Genomic DNA, 17,207 nt, shown 5'->3' with positions numbered 1-17,207 from the left:
TGGTTCGGCCGGGTGACTGGCGACCCGGTCTATGGCGCCGATCCGAGTCGGGCGCGCTGACTTCGAGGACCGCGCGGGGTCGGCCATGTCCGATTCTTTGAGTGGCCCATCGGCTCAGAAGCACCGGACGGTGAGGAATGTTTAGGCCCGCCATCCCAGCCGTCGGGCGGTCGTAGTCTACCCATCGATTGTCGGCCCTTCGACTCATTCGATGCGTTGCCGCGTCGAGGTGAGCGGCTAGACTGGATCTGTGCCTCGGCCAGAACGTCCGCTGCAACCGGAAGGCGGGCTGATCGCCGAGTTCGCGCAGGAGTTGCGGCTGCTGCGGGAGAAGGCCGGTTCACCGAAGTATCTGCAGATGGCACGACGTACGGGCAGGTCACGTACCGCCCTCGCGGAGGCCGCCGGCGGCGATCATGTACCCAGCTGGGACACGGTAAAGGCGTTTGTTGAGGCCTGTGGCGACGCCCCCGAGACATGGTTGCCACGCTGGGAACGCGTCCGTGATCTCGCCCGCGAGTCGCGCGCCGCCGCACCCGCATCTTCGGAGCTACCGAAGGTTCCCACCTCATCCCAGCAGGTCAACGATTTTCCTGATGACGTGACGATTCTATTGCGGCTGTGGCAGGAGCAGCGCAACCAGGCGCGCCAGAGTGAGAACCAACGTGCAGTGCTCAGCGCGCTGATCGTGGCAGCGTGCGCCGCCGCGGGGGTCGCCAGTGTCGTCGTCCAGCCTGCAGCGATTCAGGGGTTCCTCGCCGCAGTGGTTGTTGTGTTTGGTGCTGCGGGAGCGCTGACCTGCCACAAGTACTACGAGCGACACCAGATGCACATGAGCGAGGCGCAGCACCTCCGTCAGCAGATCGACCAGCTTCGCCGCCACCTCGACATCGAACGCGGCTGGGCAGACACACGCCGCCAACACGCCGGACGGTACCTGCTGGTGTACCGGCTGCGTCTGCACCACCTGTGGGTGTTCGTCCATCTGGTGCTCGCGGTCGTAGGCGTGGTCCTGCTCGCCTGGGTCGCATCGAAACGATGACCGGCATGAACGCCCATGCCGACGACCGGCTGTTCAATCCGCTACTGACCGTCGACATCTCCCAATTCGAGCTTCCCGCGCTGCACCTTGGCATCTTCCTCGGGGCGTTCGGCATCAACACCAGAAGCAAGTTCGAGGCTATCTCCGCGACCTTCGAAGTGGCGCGCGAGCTGTTAGCGCCACTGATAATCAAAGCCGCCCTCGACATCCTGCCGCACCTACAACGACTGGTGCAGCAAGACCCGACGACACGGATCATTTTCGCCGGCCGAGACTCGTTCAGCCTCGGCTATGTCGTCAGCACGATCGACCGCCCGTTCAGCGAGAAGCACTGCCGGAGCCTGTACCTGACTCGAGCCATCGTTGACGCGGCCATCAGCGACCTTGAGGCTCAAGGGCACAGCTTCGTGGAGATCGAGACCTTCCGCAAGCGTGCCGCCGGACCGGCCCGCCCGGCTGCATGGCAGGAACTGCACGACTACCTTGACGCGTCGGACCTGCGCCTCGACGATGCCAGCGGGCCGGTAGTGATCGTGGACACCGGTTACAAGGGCAGCATCCAGGCCATGCTCGCCGCCCTGTACCCACAGGTGTCGTTCGTCGGGCACTACGTGTTCTTCTCGCAGTCTCCGGATGACCCGCACCCGGCTACAAAGCGCGGTCACCTCTTCGACGCGGGAACCGGGCTCGCGGCCGGAGGACGTGCATTCCGAGGCGCCCTGCCGAATGATCCCGAGTTGACCTTCGCTCACCACGAGGCGATCGTCGCAGTCGAGGAGCTGCTGCAGGGCAGCCAGCTCAGCCCGTCGGCAATGGACCCCACAGGCCGGCCAAGGCTGCGGCGGGCCAGACGTTCCGAGGACCCGTATGAGGGATTGAACCCGGTCCGCATCGCGGAAGAGTTCGCCGACCCCGTGATGCGCGAGGCTGTCCTGTCCTTCAACGTGCTGGCGGTGAGCCGGCTCGCCTCCAGGTTTGCCACCCACGTCAACCCGACCGCCGAGAGCTGGCACCCCGCCGCCGTCGAAAGCCCGTGGTATCAGGAGCTGAGCAGACGAATCGAGACGCTACGGGACCAGCTCAGAGCATGGATCGCCGGCAGCCCGACCGATGCCGTTCACCCGGTGCTGCTGCGGATGCTCGACAGCTTTGTGCACCGCTCCGACAGCAAAGTGGTCAAAGCGTTCAGCGAGCGGATCCGGGACCTGCCGATCGACCGACAGGCCCAGGCGTGGGCGGCATTCGATGCATGCGTCACCGACGACGCGAAGGCGCGCCTCACGCCGCCCGATGCCGCACGGACTCCGCCCGCCCCTGGACAGAAGTTCGCAGCGGTCCCGCCGGTGTTGAGGCGGCGCGCCGAAGCGATCAACGGATTGCTGACGGCCGCACCACGACTCACCCTCCACGAGACTCACCGGGTGGCGATGGCGCTCACCGACGACCCCGATGCTGTACGCCTAGCAAGTGCCACTCTCGCCGATGCGTCGGTCTCCGTGGACGTTTACCTCGACGACTATCGAACGCTGTTCGCTGCGGCCACGGAGGCGCAGCTCCGCGTGGTCGCGCGCCTTCCAATGCTCGTTGCGGCGCAGCTCGACGAACGCCACCGCGCCTAACTAATCCGGTCGGATCCGCGGCCCGCTCCGATTGGTCACCGCGTTCAACCGACCAGCCAGCCGGCACTCATACTCACACCAGCCGATCGTAATCTGCGGGCGCTCGCAGATATTTGCTAGCGTGATCCCGGCACGGATAAACAGCCGGGAATCATCGGGGCAGCCCATCGTGGCCCGACGAAACGCTCCGGCATTCGTCTTGACTGCACCCTTCGCCGTCGATCCTGGGATTGGAGCCTTGAAAATGTCGACTGGCTCATCCAATGATTCAGCAGCCGGACAGCGTCCCGTCCGGGACAAAGTCATGACTGGGTTGACTCTGGTCGAGCTGGTGACGACGCCCAGCGCGATTCCGCTACCCGTCGGTCCCGATGTCTCCCGTACCCATGATCAGGTCATCGCCGCGCCGGTGGACGCGTTCGCCCCGGTGCATCCGGCCGTCGCGCAGTTGGCCGGGCATCGCGAGAAACTGCAGGTTGAGCAGCAGGAGCGGGCGCTCGACCTCGCGCTCACCCTCCGCGAGCCGCTGCCCGCCGAGCGGTCCCCGGAGACTCGGACCGAACGCTGACCCATGTCCTACCTGCGATCCCTCTGGCGCGGCTCCGCGGCCTTGGCCAGCGCGGCCGTCTCCGCGGGCAACAGCCTGGCCCTGGGCCTTGAGCGGCGCTCCCGGCTGGCGAGCGTGCGTCCGAGTCGGGCCGCGCTGCGCCCCGGGATCCTCTGCCCCGGCGACGGCCCGGCCACCGGGTCGGTCGGCTCCTTTCTGGATTACCGGGAGGTGCTGCTACCGGCACAGACGACCGCTCTCGGGGCCGGCCCGTTTCCGATCGGTCGGGTGAAGCATCCCCGCAGCGGCGCCGGAGCTTATCCGGTCTTTCTCAGCTGGGAGGAGGTGCGCCGGCACGTCGCGGTCATCGGTCCCGCCGGCAGCGGGAAAACGGCGAATCTGATGGTGCCCTGGGTGGTCGGGGCGGCGGCCAACGGGCTCGGCGTGGTGGTGGTTGACACAAAGGGTGATTTCGTTCAAGAGATTGTCGCCTATAAGACAAGAGCCGGTATTACCCAGCGCTATCCGATCATTCGATGGGACATCGAGGCGCCGGCCGCCTCTCGTCCGTGGAATCCGCTGGCCGAGGTCCGCAGCAGCAACGACGCGGCCCAGGTCGCACTGGCCTTCTTGGGTGCGGTCGACCCACTCGATCAGCAGAAACATTTCGCCGAGCGGGACCACCGTTGGCTGCGTGGCCTGGCGCAGATGCTGGCGAGCGCCAGGGGCAGTCGGGCGCATGCCCGGGACCTTTACGCCCTCGTGGTCAACCAGCAGGCGTTGCTGACCCTGGCCCAGCAGGCACCGCACGCCGCGACCGACGTCATCGACCTGCTGCGGTTCCCGGCCGGCGAATATGCCAAGGCGACCTGGGCGCTGGCCAACCGGCTCTCCTGGCTTGCCGAGCCGCAGCTCGCGGGGATGCTGGACGGCACGTCGTCCCGGTCCTTCACGGTGCGTCAGGCGACCGAGAGCGGCGCCATCATCGTCGTCGGCGCCCGGGTCAGCGGTGGCGAACGGACGATGAGCGCCGCCGCGTTGATGCTGAACATGTTGAAGCTGCGGTGCATGGAGCACTTCGGCGGGCCCGGACCTCGGATGCTGTGGGTGCTGGACGAGGCGCCGAAGTACGCCCGCCGGATCGATCTGGAGCAGGTGCTGGACTTCATGCGCGGGGCTGGGGTGGCCGCCTGTCTGGGTGTCCAGGACGTGACCCAGTTCGGTGACGAGACTGCGCAGGTCCGAATGCTGGCCAACGCGGACGCCCTACTCGTCCTGCGGGGTGCCTCGCAGGCCACCGCGACGCTGCTCAGTCAGCGTCTCGGGGACGTCCAGGCGGCCACCACCAGCGTCGGTCTTGACCAGCACGGCCGCTGGACGCCGACGCTGGCCCATCAGACCAGACCGATGCTGGGCAACCGGGAGATCATGCAGCCGCCGGTCGGCCGGTTCGGCGGAATCGTCCACCTTAGAGGATCCACACCGCATCCGTTCCTGGTGACCTTCGACCAGCCAGCGCCGTCGCGGTAAGCGCACGGACAAATCTGTGGGGAGAGGAATGTCGGACTATTCAACTGCCGCGGACACCACGGTTGCCACGGTGTCGAACGTCGACGGACAGCTGATCATGCCGTTCTACATCGTCTGTGATGTCTCCGGCTCGATGTACGGGGATATCGCCGCGCTGAACGCGGCCTTGGCCCAGCTGCGAACTGACATCATGAGCAACCCGGTGGTCGACGACCTGACCATGCTCAGCGTCATCACCTTCCAGTCCACCGCCCAGACGGTGGTCCGGCTGGCCCCGCCCAGCCAGGTCGTCCTGCCCACGCTGACCGCCGGTGGCGGCACCAACTACGGGGCCGCCTTCCGGGAGTACCACCGGGTCTTCGAGGAGGACCGGGCGCAGCTCAAGGCCAGCGGCAAGCAGGTTTACCGGCCGTGTGTCTTCTTCCTGACCGACGGCCTCCCGGGCGACGGCGACTACCTGGAGACCTTCCGGTCGCTGCTGGCGTACGACCCGGAGACCAAGCAGGGCAACAAAGCCTTCCCGTACCTGGTCTCCTTCGGCTTTCGAGACGCGACGGAGCAGGTCATGCGCCAGCTCGCCTACCCGGACTTCGGCAACGCCCGGGGCCGCTGGTTCGTCGCCCGCTCCAGCAACATCGGCGAGCTGCTGAAGTCGATGACCTCGGCGATCGGCAACACCGTGATCAGTTCCGGGGTCAGCGCCGGGCAGGGGGCCCCGCAGATCGTGCCGCCGACCGTCCCGGCCAACCAGGGCATGCAGTTCGGTGAGGCGGGTGACCTTGTCTGACGTCGCCCCGCCGACTGGCGACCGGCCCGGTGCCCAATCTGATGGCCGGCCTTGTAATCGATTCGGCGTACCGGCCGTCGGCGTGCCCGGCCGAGCCGCGCTGGAACTTCCGGCCGGGCCGCCATCTCAGGTCGGCGATGGCGCCGACCACGAGCTGAGCGAGTGCTCGTTCCCCGGGGTGCAGGTACGGGCGGCGAGCGTCCGGGGCCTGCTGCACCGCTACCGCGCGGAGCCGAGACAGGACCGCTACTCGATCGCCCACGACGCGGTGACGGACACGCTGATCGTCTCGGTCTGCGACGGGGTGGGCTCGCTGCGGCTGTCCCACGAGGCAGCCGGTTTCGTGGCCCGGGAGATGCCCCGGTCGTACCGGTCACACGGCGAGTGGCCGGCTGCGATCAGCGAGGTCAACCAGCGGCTGACCGGTTACGCCGACGAGCTGGCCCGGATTGTGCTGGAGGCCGGGTCGGCGGACGCGGGCATGGCCACCACCTTCGTCGGGACGGCGATCTGTCTGACCGGGCCGCGCACCGCGTCGATCGCCTGGACCGACGACAGCACCGTCTGGTCGCTGGTCGAGGGTGAATGGTCGAAGCTCACCGCCGACCCGGCGGCGGCTGACATCGGGGCGGCGGGCCCGCAGGCGGTGGGCAACGGCCTGCACACCGGCGGGGTCCGCGCGTTGCCTCACCCACGGCCCCGGTTCCGCACCATCGAGGTACCGGTCGGGGTCGGTGCGCTCTTCGTCATGTCCGATGGGGTGGGCGTGCCGCTGGAGAGCGCCCGGGAGGTTCGGGACACCCTCGCCGGCTGGTGGGCCACCGCGCCCGATGTGTTCACCTTCGCCAGCCAGGTGGGATTCGCCCGCAAGTCGCACCTGGACGACCGGACCGTGGTGGGGCTCTGGTTCGACGAGCCGGCCGCCGAGCCCACCGGTGCGGCCAACGAGCCCACCGGTGCCGCCGGCGACCGGGGCGCGCAGGGCTGAGCGAGGGCAGGGGCGCGATGCACGTCGACAGAGGCCGCCTGGGAGCGATGACGTTCATCGCCGAGGGCGCCGAGGGGCGGGTCCACCGGCTGGCCGCGCCGCCGGTCGGCACCGGGCTGGGCGGGCCGCTGGCCTTCAAGGAGATCCGTACCGACCTCGGCGCGGCAGACCGGGCCAGCGTGGTGCAGGCGATGGAGCACGCGATGGCCCTGCGCACGGCGATGGACCCCGCTGACCGGGCCGAACTTGACAGGGTCACCACCTGGCCGCTGGCCCTGGTACGGCACGGTGGGACGACGGTGGGCGCCCTCCTGCCGCTGATCCCGGACGACTTCTTCGTCCGGACCAACCCGCCCGGCGGCCAGCCGGGGCGGGTGGTCTTCGAGTTCGCCTTCCTGTGCAGCAGCGACACCTATCTGAAGGCGAACGGCATCGACCGCTCCGGCGCCGATGACCCGCTGATCCGACTAGCGTTGGCCGCGCAGCTCAGCTATGTGATCGCGCTGCTGCACCGGCGCGGGATCGTCTACGGCGACCTGAGCCTGCGTAACGTGGCGATCGCAGTGAACCCGCCCCGGCTGCTACTGCTCGACTGCGACCCGGCGGCCGCGCTCAGCAACACCGGGCGCCGTCAGCTGCACTCACCGTTCTTCAAACCACCCGAGTGCGTCGACTCGACCGTCCTGCAGGACCTGGCGACCGACGTGTACAAACTGGGGCTCTGCGTCCTGCGTGGCCTGGTCACCGGGTCCGGCGTCACCCAGTTGAAGGATCCCCGGGTGCTGGCCGGCACCCTCGACCAGGCCGGCGTCGACCTGGTCACCCGGGCACTGGCCACTCGGCCCGGCGACCGGCCACCGGCAAAGGCCCTCTACCAGTACCTGGAAAGCGCCATCCTCGCGAAGGCCCAGCCGCCGGTCCTGCACCTGGCCGCGGTCAACCGGGCCGCGTTGCTGCGCGGCGGGGACGTGGTTGTCACCTGGTCGGTCACGGGTGCAACGCGGATCCGGATCACCGGCACGAACGGCCTGGCCGTGGAGATCCAGGACCCGGACGGGCACCCGAACGGGTGCGCCGTGCAGCCGACCGCCTCCGGGAACATCGTGGTCGAGGCGGTCAACAACCACGGCAGTGTCTCGGCCGTCGCCGGTTTCGTGGATCTCTACGAGCTGCCGCCGCTCGATCTGTCCCAGCTTGTGCTGCCCCGCACGGACGTGCCGGCCCTGGCCCCGGTGCAGGTGCCGAGTGTGCTCTCCGCGCTGCCACCGGCCCCGGCGGTCAGCACGCAGGCGCACCCGGTGCCGCAGTTGGCCGTACCGGATTTCTGGTCGACGGCGCGGGCGCTGCAGCCGGCGACGCCGCCGAACCCGGCTCTGCCGGCGGCTGACCTGGCCGCCGACACCACCGAAGCGTTCCAGCGGGCCCAACGAGATGTCAACGAGCGGGTGCTCGGGGTCATCTTCACCGCGCTACAGACCGTCCTCACCTCAGCCCGGAAGCTCTCCCCGGGCACAGGAAAGGTAGCCAACCCATGAGGCTCAACAGCCCGTACACCCGTCAGCGGTCGTTCCGGGGGACGGTGCACGGCCGGCTGGCCGGGGCCCAGGTGCCGCCGCTGGGCACCCTACTCGCCCGGCTAGGTGGCGCTGACCCGCAGATCCTGCCGAAGGTGCCCGCAGCCAAGGGCAAGTTCATCCAGCTGGGTCTGGTGCTGCTCGCCACCGCCGCCCTGGCGGTGGTGGCGATGGCGTTCGCGTTGATGGACGGCCTTCAGGTGAATTGGTGGTTCGCCGTTCCGCTCGGCATCGGCTGGGGACTGATCATCCTGAACATCGACCGGCTGCTGATCCAGAACATCCGGCCCGGGTTAAGCGGGTGGCATCTGCTGGGGGTGGTGGCCCCCCGGCTGCTGGTGGCGGCGTTACTCGGTCTGGTCATCGCCACCCCACTGGTGCTGCGGGTCTTCGACAGCGAGATCGCGGCCGAGATGCGGTTGCGCAACGCGCAGGCAGCGATCGAGTTGGGCGAGACCCGGGGCAACAGCCCGGAGGCGAAGCGGCTGGTCGAGGTGAAGGCGAAGATCGCCGAGAACGAGGGCATCCTCGCCGGGCAGCTGCCGGGATTGACCTCACCCAACATCGAGCTGGCCACGGATCGGCTGACGAAGGCCGAGGCAGACCTGGAGAAGAGGCGTACCGTCGCCAATGAGGCGTACCTAAAAATGAGGTGCGAGCTGGACGGCTACAAGTGCAACGGGGCCAGCGGCAACCGGGGTGCCGGCCCGCGATACCAGGCACTCAAGCAGGCATACGACGTGGCCGCCGCCGACCTGCGCGGCGCCGAGGAGTCGGTGGCCGCGGCCCGCAAGGCGTTGGACGCGGCCAACGAGGAGGCCGCCCGGACCACCAGCACGAAGCTCGCGGAGGCGCAGACCCGGGCCAACGCCGAGCTGCCCGCACTGATCGCGGAGCGGGACCGGCTCCAGCAGTTGTTCAACACCACGGTACGGGGTGACGGGCAGGTCCAGGAAAAGAACGTCGGCCTGCTGGCCCGGCTGGAGGCGCTGGATTCGCTCGGCGACCGCAGCTCGATGGCGGAGCTGGCGCACTGGGCGGTGGCCCTGCTGTTCTTCATGATCGAGCTGCTTCCGGTGCTGGTGAAGCTCCTCAACAGCATCGGCCAGCCCTCGCTCTACGACCGGATTAGTGAGCTGGAGGAGAACTCGGCCTACGACAACGCGGTCCAGTGGCGCAACAACGACCGGCGGCGCATCGAGGGCGACTCGAAGAAGCGACGCGAGATCGAAGAGGACATGCGGAAACGGGAGACGGCGCTCGGCATCAGGGCGAACGAGCACGTGGCCAGCGAGATGGAGAAGATCCTGGACGTCGCGCTGCGGCAGTGGAGCGCCAACGTGACCAACACGCTGAGCAGCACGGGATCGGGCCAGCCGGCGCCGGGGGCTGCCCCGGGCCAGCCAGGGCAACCTGGCCAGCCGGGCCAGGCAAACGCCCGCACCAACGCGATCCGTAACCGCTTCGGCCTGCCGACGGGTGGCATGCCGTGACCATCGCACTCGATGAGGGGACGGGGCCGGAGGAGCCGGCCTGGACCGGGTTCGTGCTGCTGGTCGTACCGGTGGAGGGGTTGGAACTGGCGGCGGACGGCTTGGTCCAGGCGGTGCGCGACCGGGTCGCCGCCGATGTGGTCCTGGCCGACACTGTCCGGGTGGCCGGCGGTCCCGCGATCGGCACCGCCGGCTACGAGGAGACGAGTGCGGTGGCCAACGCCCTGGTCCGGGCGGCCCTGGTGAACCGCCGCGAGGCGTTCGCCCCGCGGGTCGTCTTCGGCTGCGTGCTCGTCGGGCAGGAGCCGGAGCGGGCGGAGCAGCTGGCCGCCGAGTTGTCGCAGTCCCAGGAGCTGAGCGCCCTGCCACTCCACTGCTATGGCGTTGGGGCCAGCTCCCCGGCCGGGACCGTGACCGAGGTGACCGCCCGGATCGTCGTCATGATGGACTCGGTGGAACGCTGGCCCGACGCGGTGATCGACGAACGACGGCTGCTTAGCCTGCTACGTCCCAGCCCAGCGGATCCGCCGATCGTCCCGCCGACCGTTGCGCCGCTGGCGACGGGCGGCGGGAAGGCCGGGGAGGATCCCGAGCCGCGCAGCCGGTGGCGCGGCCTGCTGGCCCGGGGGCGGCGAGCCAACCCGACTCCGGCCCAGGCGCTGGACCGGCTGGCCCGCACCACCAACGCCGCCGCCCTGGCCTATCTGGTGCTCGTCACCGATGGGCAGCTGCCCGAGCGCCGCGTCCGGGACCGGCAGGCTCGGCTCGCCGTCGAGCTGGACGGGGCGCTAGCGAGGCTGCGCGTCGACTGGGAGGGCGACGGTCTCGCCCCGGTGGAGACGGCGCTCTTCACCGCCGGCCGCACGCTGGTCAGGCACGGTCCGCTCCGTCCGGCCGGCCAGCTGTCCCGGGTCCGGCTGCCGAAGGTCAAACCCGAGTACGTCGACTTGGTGCGCTGCGTCAACGGGATCGGAAACGCCCACCAGCGGGACCTGAACTCGCTGACCAGCCGGGGCGTTGAGGTGCCGGCGACGGTGGTGGTGCTGATCTCCACCTGTGCGCCGCTGGCCGACAGCGAGTCGGTGGAGTGGCTGCGGGTCCTCGGCGACCGGTGCCGGGTGGTGTGGATCCTGGTCGGTGTGGACCCAGAGCTGATGTCCGACGAGTTCACCGAGGCCGGCGTGCTGGTTCTGGACGACCATTCGGACATCGCGCACGAGTTCACCGAGCGGATCTCCGGCCAGGTGGAATGAATGGCTCCACCGTGTACCGTGCCAAAACTCGTCGCGCATCCTGTGAGCTGGGAGTTCTCGGCTTGGGTTGATGATCGCCGGTATGGCCGTGCGGTTGCTCCGGCCCCCGGCCGCCACCTGGCAAGGCGTGCACACCCCGGCGTCGACGGTCGATCAAATAGGAAGTCATCGTCCGGCCTCACCTCGTGGGGTCCGCACGGACACCGCTCCAAGGGCTTCTCAGCCGATCTCATCGCGTATCGACTACCAAGGCGTACGGGTTCGTCTTGTCCACCGTCACCCAGTGCATCAGCTTGCTACCGGCCGGCTGCACGCCTGGGTCAAACACTCCGTTGACGAGTAGCGTGCGCGGGCTGCGCGCTGATCGGAACAGCTCATCGAATCCCGGTGTTGGGCACGGCCCACTGCAGAGCCGGTAGGCTCGACGCACATCCCAGGATGCCGGCAACTTCAACTCGGTCGGCGGCTACGGACGCAGCGCCCCCTCCGCCGCCTACTCACGCTGGGTTGCCTTGGACAGAGTTGGCGCCCGACTTGCGACTAAATGAGGATGCGCGGAAAGCTTGTCGATCAGGAGCACCGATGGGCTTGTCCGGCAAGCGTGGTAAGGGCCCACGAACTCCACTCTCGGCGACCAATATCGCCCCGGCTTCAGGTGTCCCGGGGAGACTGAGGAGCTCATACCTGAGCCGGGTCTGCGAACGGCGCAGCTTAGTCTGCATCGCTTCGCTACGATCGCGGGCGCGTGGGCTGGCCCGCAGCGGTGCGCCGGGGTGAGGCGGAGTTGGTGAGTTTGTCGCTGCACAGTCTCCTAAGCGATCCCGTCTGGCAGGGTGTCGGAGCCCTCCTCGCCGGGATAGGCGTGGTGGTCACAGCGGTGCAGGCGATGAGAGGCCGCCCCGTTGTCGACGTCCGGTTCTTCGCCGTTCTGGGCATGACGACCTTCGTTGCCCTCGCAGCGGTGGTCGCGGCGCGACGCGTGATCTGGGCTCACCCAGTCGTCGGGGCTGTCGCTGTCCTGTCGAGCGGCGCAGTGCTGGCCCTCGTCGTAGCGCGGTTCCGGCCGGCAGCCCGTTACCAGCGCGCGTACCGCGCATGGGCACTCGACTCGATGCGGTACGTGCGCAACCGGCGTCTCGGCATCGCCGGGTCGTTCAGTCCGCAGATCGATGACATCTACGTCGACGTCAGTCTGGTGCCGAGGCCTCTGCTCGGCACTGAGGGCGGCATGCTGTCGGACGTCGCGATGGACCCGTCGCGCCGCCATTCGATTTGGGAGTTTCTCGACGACAGCGGATCTCGAGTCCTCGCGATCCGCGGCCAACCCGGTGGCGGTAAGAGCACGTTGCTGCTGCACGTCGGCAGCCGCTTGGCACGTGAACAGCGACTGGGTCGCTATCGAGTCCCGATCCTGCTGGAGCTACGCGATCACGGTCGGCATATCGTCCACGATCCAAATATCACATTGCCTGGTCTCCTCCGGCGTACGCTGCGAGCTCCGGACGGCGAACCACGGGGCTGGTGGGAAAGTCAGTTGGGAGCGGGCAGGTGCGTCGTACTTCTAGACGGCCTGGACGAAATCTTCGACCCAGAAGACCGGGCCACGGTTTCCTCTTGGCTGAACGACCAGATCGCGTTGCACCGAAGGACCGCATTCGTCGTCACCTCCCGCCCACACGCCTACCGCGGCCCCATGCTCGACGCCGCGTTGATCCTGCAGGTGCGACCATTCACCAATCACCAGATGAGCACATTCGTGCACGCCTGGTACCGGGCCCTGGAGAATCAGGAAGGCAACGACGCTGCGTCCGCTCGAACTCGAGCAGAGCGAGCCGCCATGGATCTTATCGACCGCATCACCAACACCCCAGCACTACACGATCTTGCCGTCAACCCGCTCCTGCTCACAATGATCGTGAATGTGCATCGCAATCGCGGTGCGCTACCCAAAACTCGAGCCGCCCTGTACGCCGAGATGTGCCGGGTCGTGCTTGGGCCACGCGGTGATAGCCGGATGACGGGTACCCGCTTTAGCACTGACGACAAGATTCGTGTGCTCGCCGCGTTGGCGTATGACATGATGGACCACCCCTTGCGGACGATGCTGCGGGCCGATATACGGCAGGGAGTCTCGGCCTGCCTCGATCAGTTGCCCGAAGGCGCGACACCAGACGATTTCGTGGACGAGGCGGCAGCGAGCGGCATTCTGGTGGAGCGCGATCCGGAGGTATTCGCCTTCGTTCACCTCACCTTTCAGGAGTACCTCGCAGCGACCCATATACGGAACACCAATGCCTACCAGGATCTAAGGCATCGTGTGGACGATCCCTCGTGGCGGGAGGTGACACTGCTGGCGGTGACCGGCGTCAACGCCGACCAGGTGATCCGAGCTGCCGTCCAATCCGGCTCGTTGGCTGCGCTATCGCTCGCCTTCGAGTGCTGCGAGATCGCCCAGACCTCCGATCGGGCACTTCGTCGCAGGCTAGACGACGTCGTCGCGCTGGCATTCCAGCTGGATGCCGACAGCCAGCATCGCCGCTTGGTGGCCGGCGTGCTGGCGCTCCAGTATCTCAGCGCGCAGTCGGCCACTTCCGGCGGCTCGCAGGTCTGCTACCAGCCCATCCGCACGGACCTTTACCGCCTTTACCTCCTCGCCGATAGGCGCCGGCCCTCACCGGAGGGGCCTTGTCCAGCGGACCCGACCGCCGCCACGGCCGTGACCGGCGTCTGGGGTAGCGATGCCACGGCTTTTGTCGCCTGGCTCAATTCCGTGACTGCAAGAGCCGAAGTTGCGTACCGACTGCCTACACCAGCGGAGTTGACCGAACTCGCCGAGCGCGGCGGCATCGCTGGGCAATCGGTGCGGTCGGCGAGACACATCTGGGCCCAGCGGCCGGAAAACCCGCCTGAGCTATGGACAGCGCCGGGCATCCCTTCGCCACTCACAGTGTCTGGGGCCGAGATTCTGGAGTCAGTCATAATCGACGCGGCCGGATCGCCGGTTCCATGGCTGCTGCTATCGCACGCTATCCGAGCTCGGGCAGAGAACTTGCGTTGGCTGGTGGAGAAGGCGGCACGCCGCGCGCGCCAGGTCCTGGGCATGCGCCGCAGGATCTTGGAGCTGCGGGCCGAGGAAGCCCGCTCGACTATTAAGCACCTAGAGGACCAGCTACAGGCCAAGATCCGGAACTACGAAATCCGCCGGGCTGCCGAGATGACCGGCGCGAAATACGCCTTGGAAGATCCTCGCGACAGCCTGTCCACGGCCAAAGAAGATGCGGATCGCCTTGGGCAGATCCTCGCCTACGCTGACCCTGCCCACTCCGCGCAGGGCCAGGACAGGGCAGCGCCCACCGTGTCCGATCGCAGTATCTCCAGATCTGGTGACGTGTTCGAAGGGGAATGCGTGGAGGCGGCGAATACGTGTCGGTCACTGGCGCTAGCGCTGGCCCACGCCGAGCGATTTGTGACAGTTCTTGGCGGCCGAGGCGTGGGATCGGATGCCGCGCTAACCAACCGTCGACAAGCCCTGAACTTGGTCCTTCGGCTCGACCAGCTGCACCAGCTCGCCGAGACAGCGCGCATCCAGCTAGAACCAGGAAGGCACGGGGATGTAAAAAATCTTGTACAGGCCCGGGATCGAATGCGCGACCGCGCAACAGCCCTTGACGTGGCACGGAAGGCCGGCCGGCAGCTTGCCCGCGAAATCGTGGCGGTAACCGAGGAGATCATCGCTTCTCGGACAAGAAACCACCCAGGCCTCCTGCCGCCGCTGGCACCGATGCAGCAGCACGCCTGCAACGACCCGGCGCAAGCAACGGTGTCGGCGCTGCGTGAGTGCCTTGGTGCGGGGTTGGCCGACGTTGTCGACCGCACCGTCAGAAACGCCAGGGACAACAGCGTGGATCCGCCGACGGCATTCGCTCATGCACTGCTGGCCGCCTCCGGAGTCGCCGCAGCTGATGAGCTCAACATTCCGCTTGACTGGTTAGCCCCCGCGGCTTCCGTGGCTGCTAAGGCGATCGAAGGTAACACCGCGCTTCCTGCTTGGACATACCGGATCGCCAGACACTTGCTCCAGACGGCTCGTCCGACGTTCCTACGCACAAAGCAAATAGCGCCGGAAGCCGCCACAACGACACGAATCGTGGCACTGATTCTTGCGGCAGAGTCCCTGCAGCGCGGCGACCTCCACAACGGCAACCGCCTCCGCCATATCGCCGCTGGCATGACCCTCATGCAAAAACGCTCCCGCGGCCTCCGACGAACGCCGGAGGCACTGGTCGTGGCGCGGGCATGAATCGTTGATCCACCACGCGCGACGCGGTCAAACCCTGCTGCGAGCTGGTGCTGCTGGTCGCCGGCCGGCCGGTGTCGTCGGGGCAGGCGGTGACATCGATTCCGCCACGAGGGCCTCACACGGCTCTGACAACGCCATCCCCGGGGCGTCCGGCGGCGGCTGTCAGAGGTCGGAGCACTGTCACGGGCAGAGCGGACATCGACGGAGGTTGCTGACAGCGGATCCGGGCAGGGCGGCTGACCTGCCCTGTGACACCGTGACAGTCCCTGTGAGAGCGCCTCTGTCGCGGCGCTGTGTCACAAACGGGCTCCGGCACGCGAGGTCGTGGCGGCGGCTGTCATCGTGTCGGTCCCGGACGAACGGCGGTGACAGCCGGGTCCGATCACGGTGCCGCTGTCAGCACCCGGCGCTGTCAGCGCCCTGCCGCCGGCCGCGAACCTGTGACAATTCCGGGCGGCGGCCATCGCCCGCTAGGCCGGAGGTTGTGCCAGGGCCGGCGACATCAGCGCTGTGACACCAGAACAGGTTTCACCGCGCTGGTCGACTCTGTGGTCCACCCCTAGGGTCACGCACCCCTACCGGCTGCGGATCGCCTGGCGGCGCAGCAGACGTTCAGGCGGCCACGCTGTCGAGCGGATCTCTCACGTCTCCGTGCGTTTGCCGCGCGTCGCCCACCCTTCCCGGGCGGCAACTCTCATCCGGCTCTGAATGGCCGTCAAGATGCGGGGCACCTCCCGGCGGATGGGCGAGCGCCAGAAGACCGAGAAGAGGACGATCCAGACCGCCGCGAGGGTCGAGTCGACTGCGAAGTCCCGCCGGTCATACCCCCCGATCAGCCAGAAGGCCTCGACCAACGGCGACAGGACAAGACAGAAGATCACGGCCAACACCGCGGCCGCAGCGGCCGGAAAGCGGTCAGACGACCGCACACCAGGCGTCCCTCGCTCATAGAACGACAAGAACAGGATGAGCAGAACCACACCCATCACCGAATCGAACACCGTGTACGGGCCATCGGCCGCGCTGACGGAGATCACTCCCGCTACGCCGACTCCCGCTACCGCAGCCTGATCCACAGTGAACGCCACGCCGATCACGGTAAGCCACACCCTCCACCGGAAACGCTCACGACCGATCGACGCAACCCAGTATCAGTAACAACAAACAGGACTAGCTTGGTGCAGCAGCTCCCTGAGCTCGCCTGCCGAAAGCGGCAGCTCGGCCAGCATCCGTCACGACATGTGGAGGCGGGATCGAGAGAGATCCGTATCCGTCGCCTCACAGAAACGGACCGGATAGCGGGTGAGCGCACTTCAGCCGCACCTCGGGCGTGTCCCGCCGAGCATGGATCGGCACTCCTGGTCATGACATGCTTCGGCCATGTACTGGACCGAGGATCGCCGGCGTTTTCAGCGTCTGGTCGAGGCGCTGTCTGGACGGGCGGATGCACAGGCTGAGGCTGAGATTGGTGCACCCCTGGATCCGCGGCTCGCGGACTCGGTGGTGGATGTGATGGCGGGCGAGGAGCAGCTCGGGCTGGACACGCTCTGCGTCAACGTCCTCGACTACCGGGTGCGGCTGACAGGTGAGGAGTACGCGGCGATCACCGATCTCGCTGGGCGTTGGGATCTCGACGTTCGGGTGATCGATGGACTGAAAGAGCTGGTGATCTCGGATGACGCATCCGAGTGATCATGAAAGCCAGACGATGGCGGCGATGATGACGAGGCTGGCCCGGCAGGTCTCCCACGGTCCGAAGCGCTCCGGCAGTTCACGCCCCGGCGCGCCCGTGCGCAGCTTCCACAGGATCCCATTGACGACCTGGCGGTGATCCCGCCACCGCCCCCGCGCACCGCCCGGCTCGGGCAGCAGCAGCGCGATCACCGCCCGCGCCTTACCGGTCAGCTCACCGCGACGCACCGCTGGCACATGGTCAACGATCCACCACTAGAAGATCGGCAGGACACGCCAGTCTCGCGGCCGGGGGACCGCCCAGCCCTACGACTGTCAGTCGTTGTGAGTGGCTGCGAGCGGAACAAGTGTTCGTCACGGCTCACAAGGCGCGGTTCGGGGG

The 17,207-nt window shown here is 67.6% G+C and carries 12 protein-coding genes and 1 pseudogene; 11 read left to right on the top strand and 2 right to left on the bottom strand.

The features are described from left to right. Positions 1–250 precede the first annotated feature (250 nt). The 10 genes from HUT12_RS05160 (at position 251) to HUT12_RS05115 (ending at position 15,133) form a co-directional block, all read left to right on the top strand. A complete protein-coding gene (locus HUT12_RS05160) occupies positions 251–1,042 on the top strand; it encodes a helix-turn-helix transcriptional regulator (protein WP_176092657.1) in 792 nt (263 codons plus the stop codon). Beyond that, complete coding sequence (locus HUT12_RS05155; RefSeq protein WP_176092656.1) at positions 1,039–2,661, top strand: hypothetical protein; 1,623 nt, start codon at positions 1,039–1,041, stop codon at positions 2,659–2,661. Before HUT12_RS05160 ends, HUT12_RS05155 begins: the two co-directional genes overlap by 4 nt. A 304-nt stretch (positions 2,662–2,965) precedes the next feature. Then, complete coding sequence (locus HUT12_RS05150) at positions 2,966–3,229, top strand: hypothetical protein (protein WP_176092655.1); 264 nt, start codon at positions 2,966–2,968, stop codon at positions 3,227–3,229. 3 nt (positions 3,230–3,232) lie between these two features. After that, positions 3,233–4,738 carry a type IV secretory system conjugative DNA transfer family protein gene (locus tag HUT12_RS05145; protein ID WP_176092654.1) on the top strand — a complete coding sequence of 502 codons (1,506 nt, stop codon included), beginning with the start codon at positions 3,233–3,235 and terminating at the stop codon, positions 4,736–4,738. A gap of 70 nt (positions 4,739–4,808) precedes the next feature. Continuing rightward, entirely contained in the window at positions 4,809–5,525 is a 717-nt protein-coding gene (locus HUT12_RS05140) for a VWA domain-containing protein (protein WP_176092653.1), read from the top strand. Beyond that, complete coding sequence (locus HUT12_RS05135; protein WP_176092652.1) at positions 5,512–6,513, top strand: protein phosphatase 2C domain-containing protein; 1,002 nt, start codon at positions 5,512–5,514, stop codon at positions 6,511–6,513. The genes HUT12_RS05140 and HUT12_RS05135 overlap by 14 nt, the downstream gene beginning before the upstream one ends. Before the next feature lie 47 nt (positions 6,514–6,560). Continuing rightward, entirely contained in the window at positions 6,561–8,048 is a 1,488-nt protein-coding gene (locus HUT12_RS05130) for a hypothetical protein (protein WP_176092651.1), read from the top strand. Beyond that, positions 8,045–9,580, top strand: a complete 1,536-nt coding sequence (locus HUT12_RS05125) for a DUF4407 domain-containing protein (RefSeq protein ID WP_176092650.1) — start codon at positions 8,045–8,047, stop codon at positions 9,578–9,580. Before HUT12_RS05130 ends, HUT12_RS05125 begins: the two co-directional genes overlap by 4 nt. Next, positions 9,577–10,833 (top strand): hypothetical protein, encoded by a 1,257-nt coding sequence (locus tag HUT12_RS05120; RefSeq protein WP_176092649.1) that lies wholly within the window; start codon positions 9,577–9,579, stop codon positions 10,831–10,833. Before HUT12_RS05125 ends, HUT12_RS05120 begins: the two co-directional genes overlap by 4 nt. Positions 10,834–11,620: 787 nt before the next feature. Continuing rightward, a complete protein-coding gene (locus HUT12_RS05115) occupies positions 11,621–15,133 on the top strand; it encodes an NACHT domain-containing NTPase (RefSeq protein WP_176092648.1) in 3,513 nt (1,170 codons plus the stop codon). Between the two features lie 641 nt (positions 15,134–15,774). On the opposite strand, the gene HUT12_RS05110 is transcribed toward HUT12_RS05115, so the two are convergent. Next, a complete protein-coding gene (locus HUT12_RS05110) occupies positions 15,775–16,221 on the bottom strand; it encodes a hypothetical protein (RefSeq protein ID WP_176092647.1) in 447 nt (148 codons plus the stop codon). 292 nt (positions 16,222–16,513) lie between these two features. On the opposite strand from HUT12_RS05110, the gene HUT12_RS05105 reads away from it, so the two are divergent. Further along, positions 16,514–16,825 (top strand): hypothetical protein, encoded by a 312-nt coding sequence (locus HUT12_RS05105; RefSeq protein WP_176092646.1) that lies wholly within the window; start codon positions 16,514–16,516, stop codon positions 16,823–16,825. A gap of 45 nt (positions 16,826–16,870) precedes the next feature. Here the strand turns inward: HUT12_RS05105 and HUT12_RS05100 are convergent. Then, a pseudogene (locus HUT12_RS05100) lies at positions 16,871–17,053 on the bottom strand (transposase); the annotation flags it as partial. Positions 17,054–17,207: the final 154 nt, after the last annotated feature.

It is taken from the genome of Verrucosispora sp. NA02020, assembly GCF_013364215.1.
Taxonomy (GTDB): domain Bacteria; phylum Actinomycetota; class Actinomycetes; order Mycobacteriales; family Micromonosporaceae; genus Micromonospora.
The sequence above is the reverse complement of the archived record's forward strand: the minus strand, read 5'-3'. Positions and strand labels throughout refer to the sequence as shown.

Coding starts and splice junctions, on each gene's coding strand:
- HUT12_RS05155 (WP_176092656.1), top strand. CDS start 1,039: ATGACCGGCATGAACGCCCATGCCGACGACCGGCTGTTCAATCCGCTA.
- HUT12_RS05150 (WP_176092655.1), top strand. CDS start 2,966: ATGACTGGGTTGACTCTGGTCGAGCTGGTGACGACGCCCAGCGCGATT.
- HUT12_RS05105 (WP_176092646.1), top strand. CDS start 16,514: ATGTACTGGACCGAGGATCGCCGGCGTTTTCAGCGTCTGGTCGAGGCG.
- HUT12_RS05145 (WP_176092654.1), top strand. CDS start 3,233: ATGTCCTACCTGCGATCCCTCTGGCGCGGCTCCGCGGCCTTGGCCAGC.
- HUT12_RS05130 (WP_176092651.1), top strand. CDS start 6,561: ATGACGTTCATCGCCGAGGGCGCCGAGGGGCGGGTCCACCGGCTGGCC.
- HUT12_RS05125 (WP_176092650.1), top strand. CDS start 8,045: ATGAGGCTCAACAGCCCGTACACCCGTCAGCGGTCGTTCCGGGGGACG.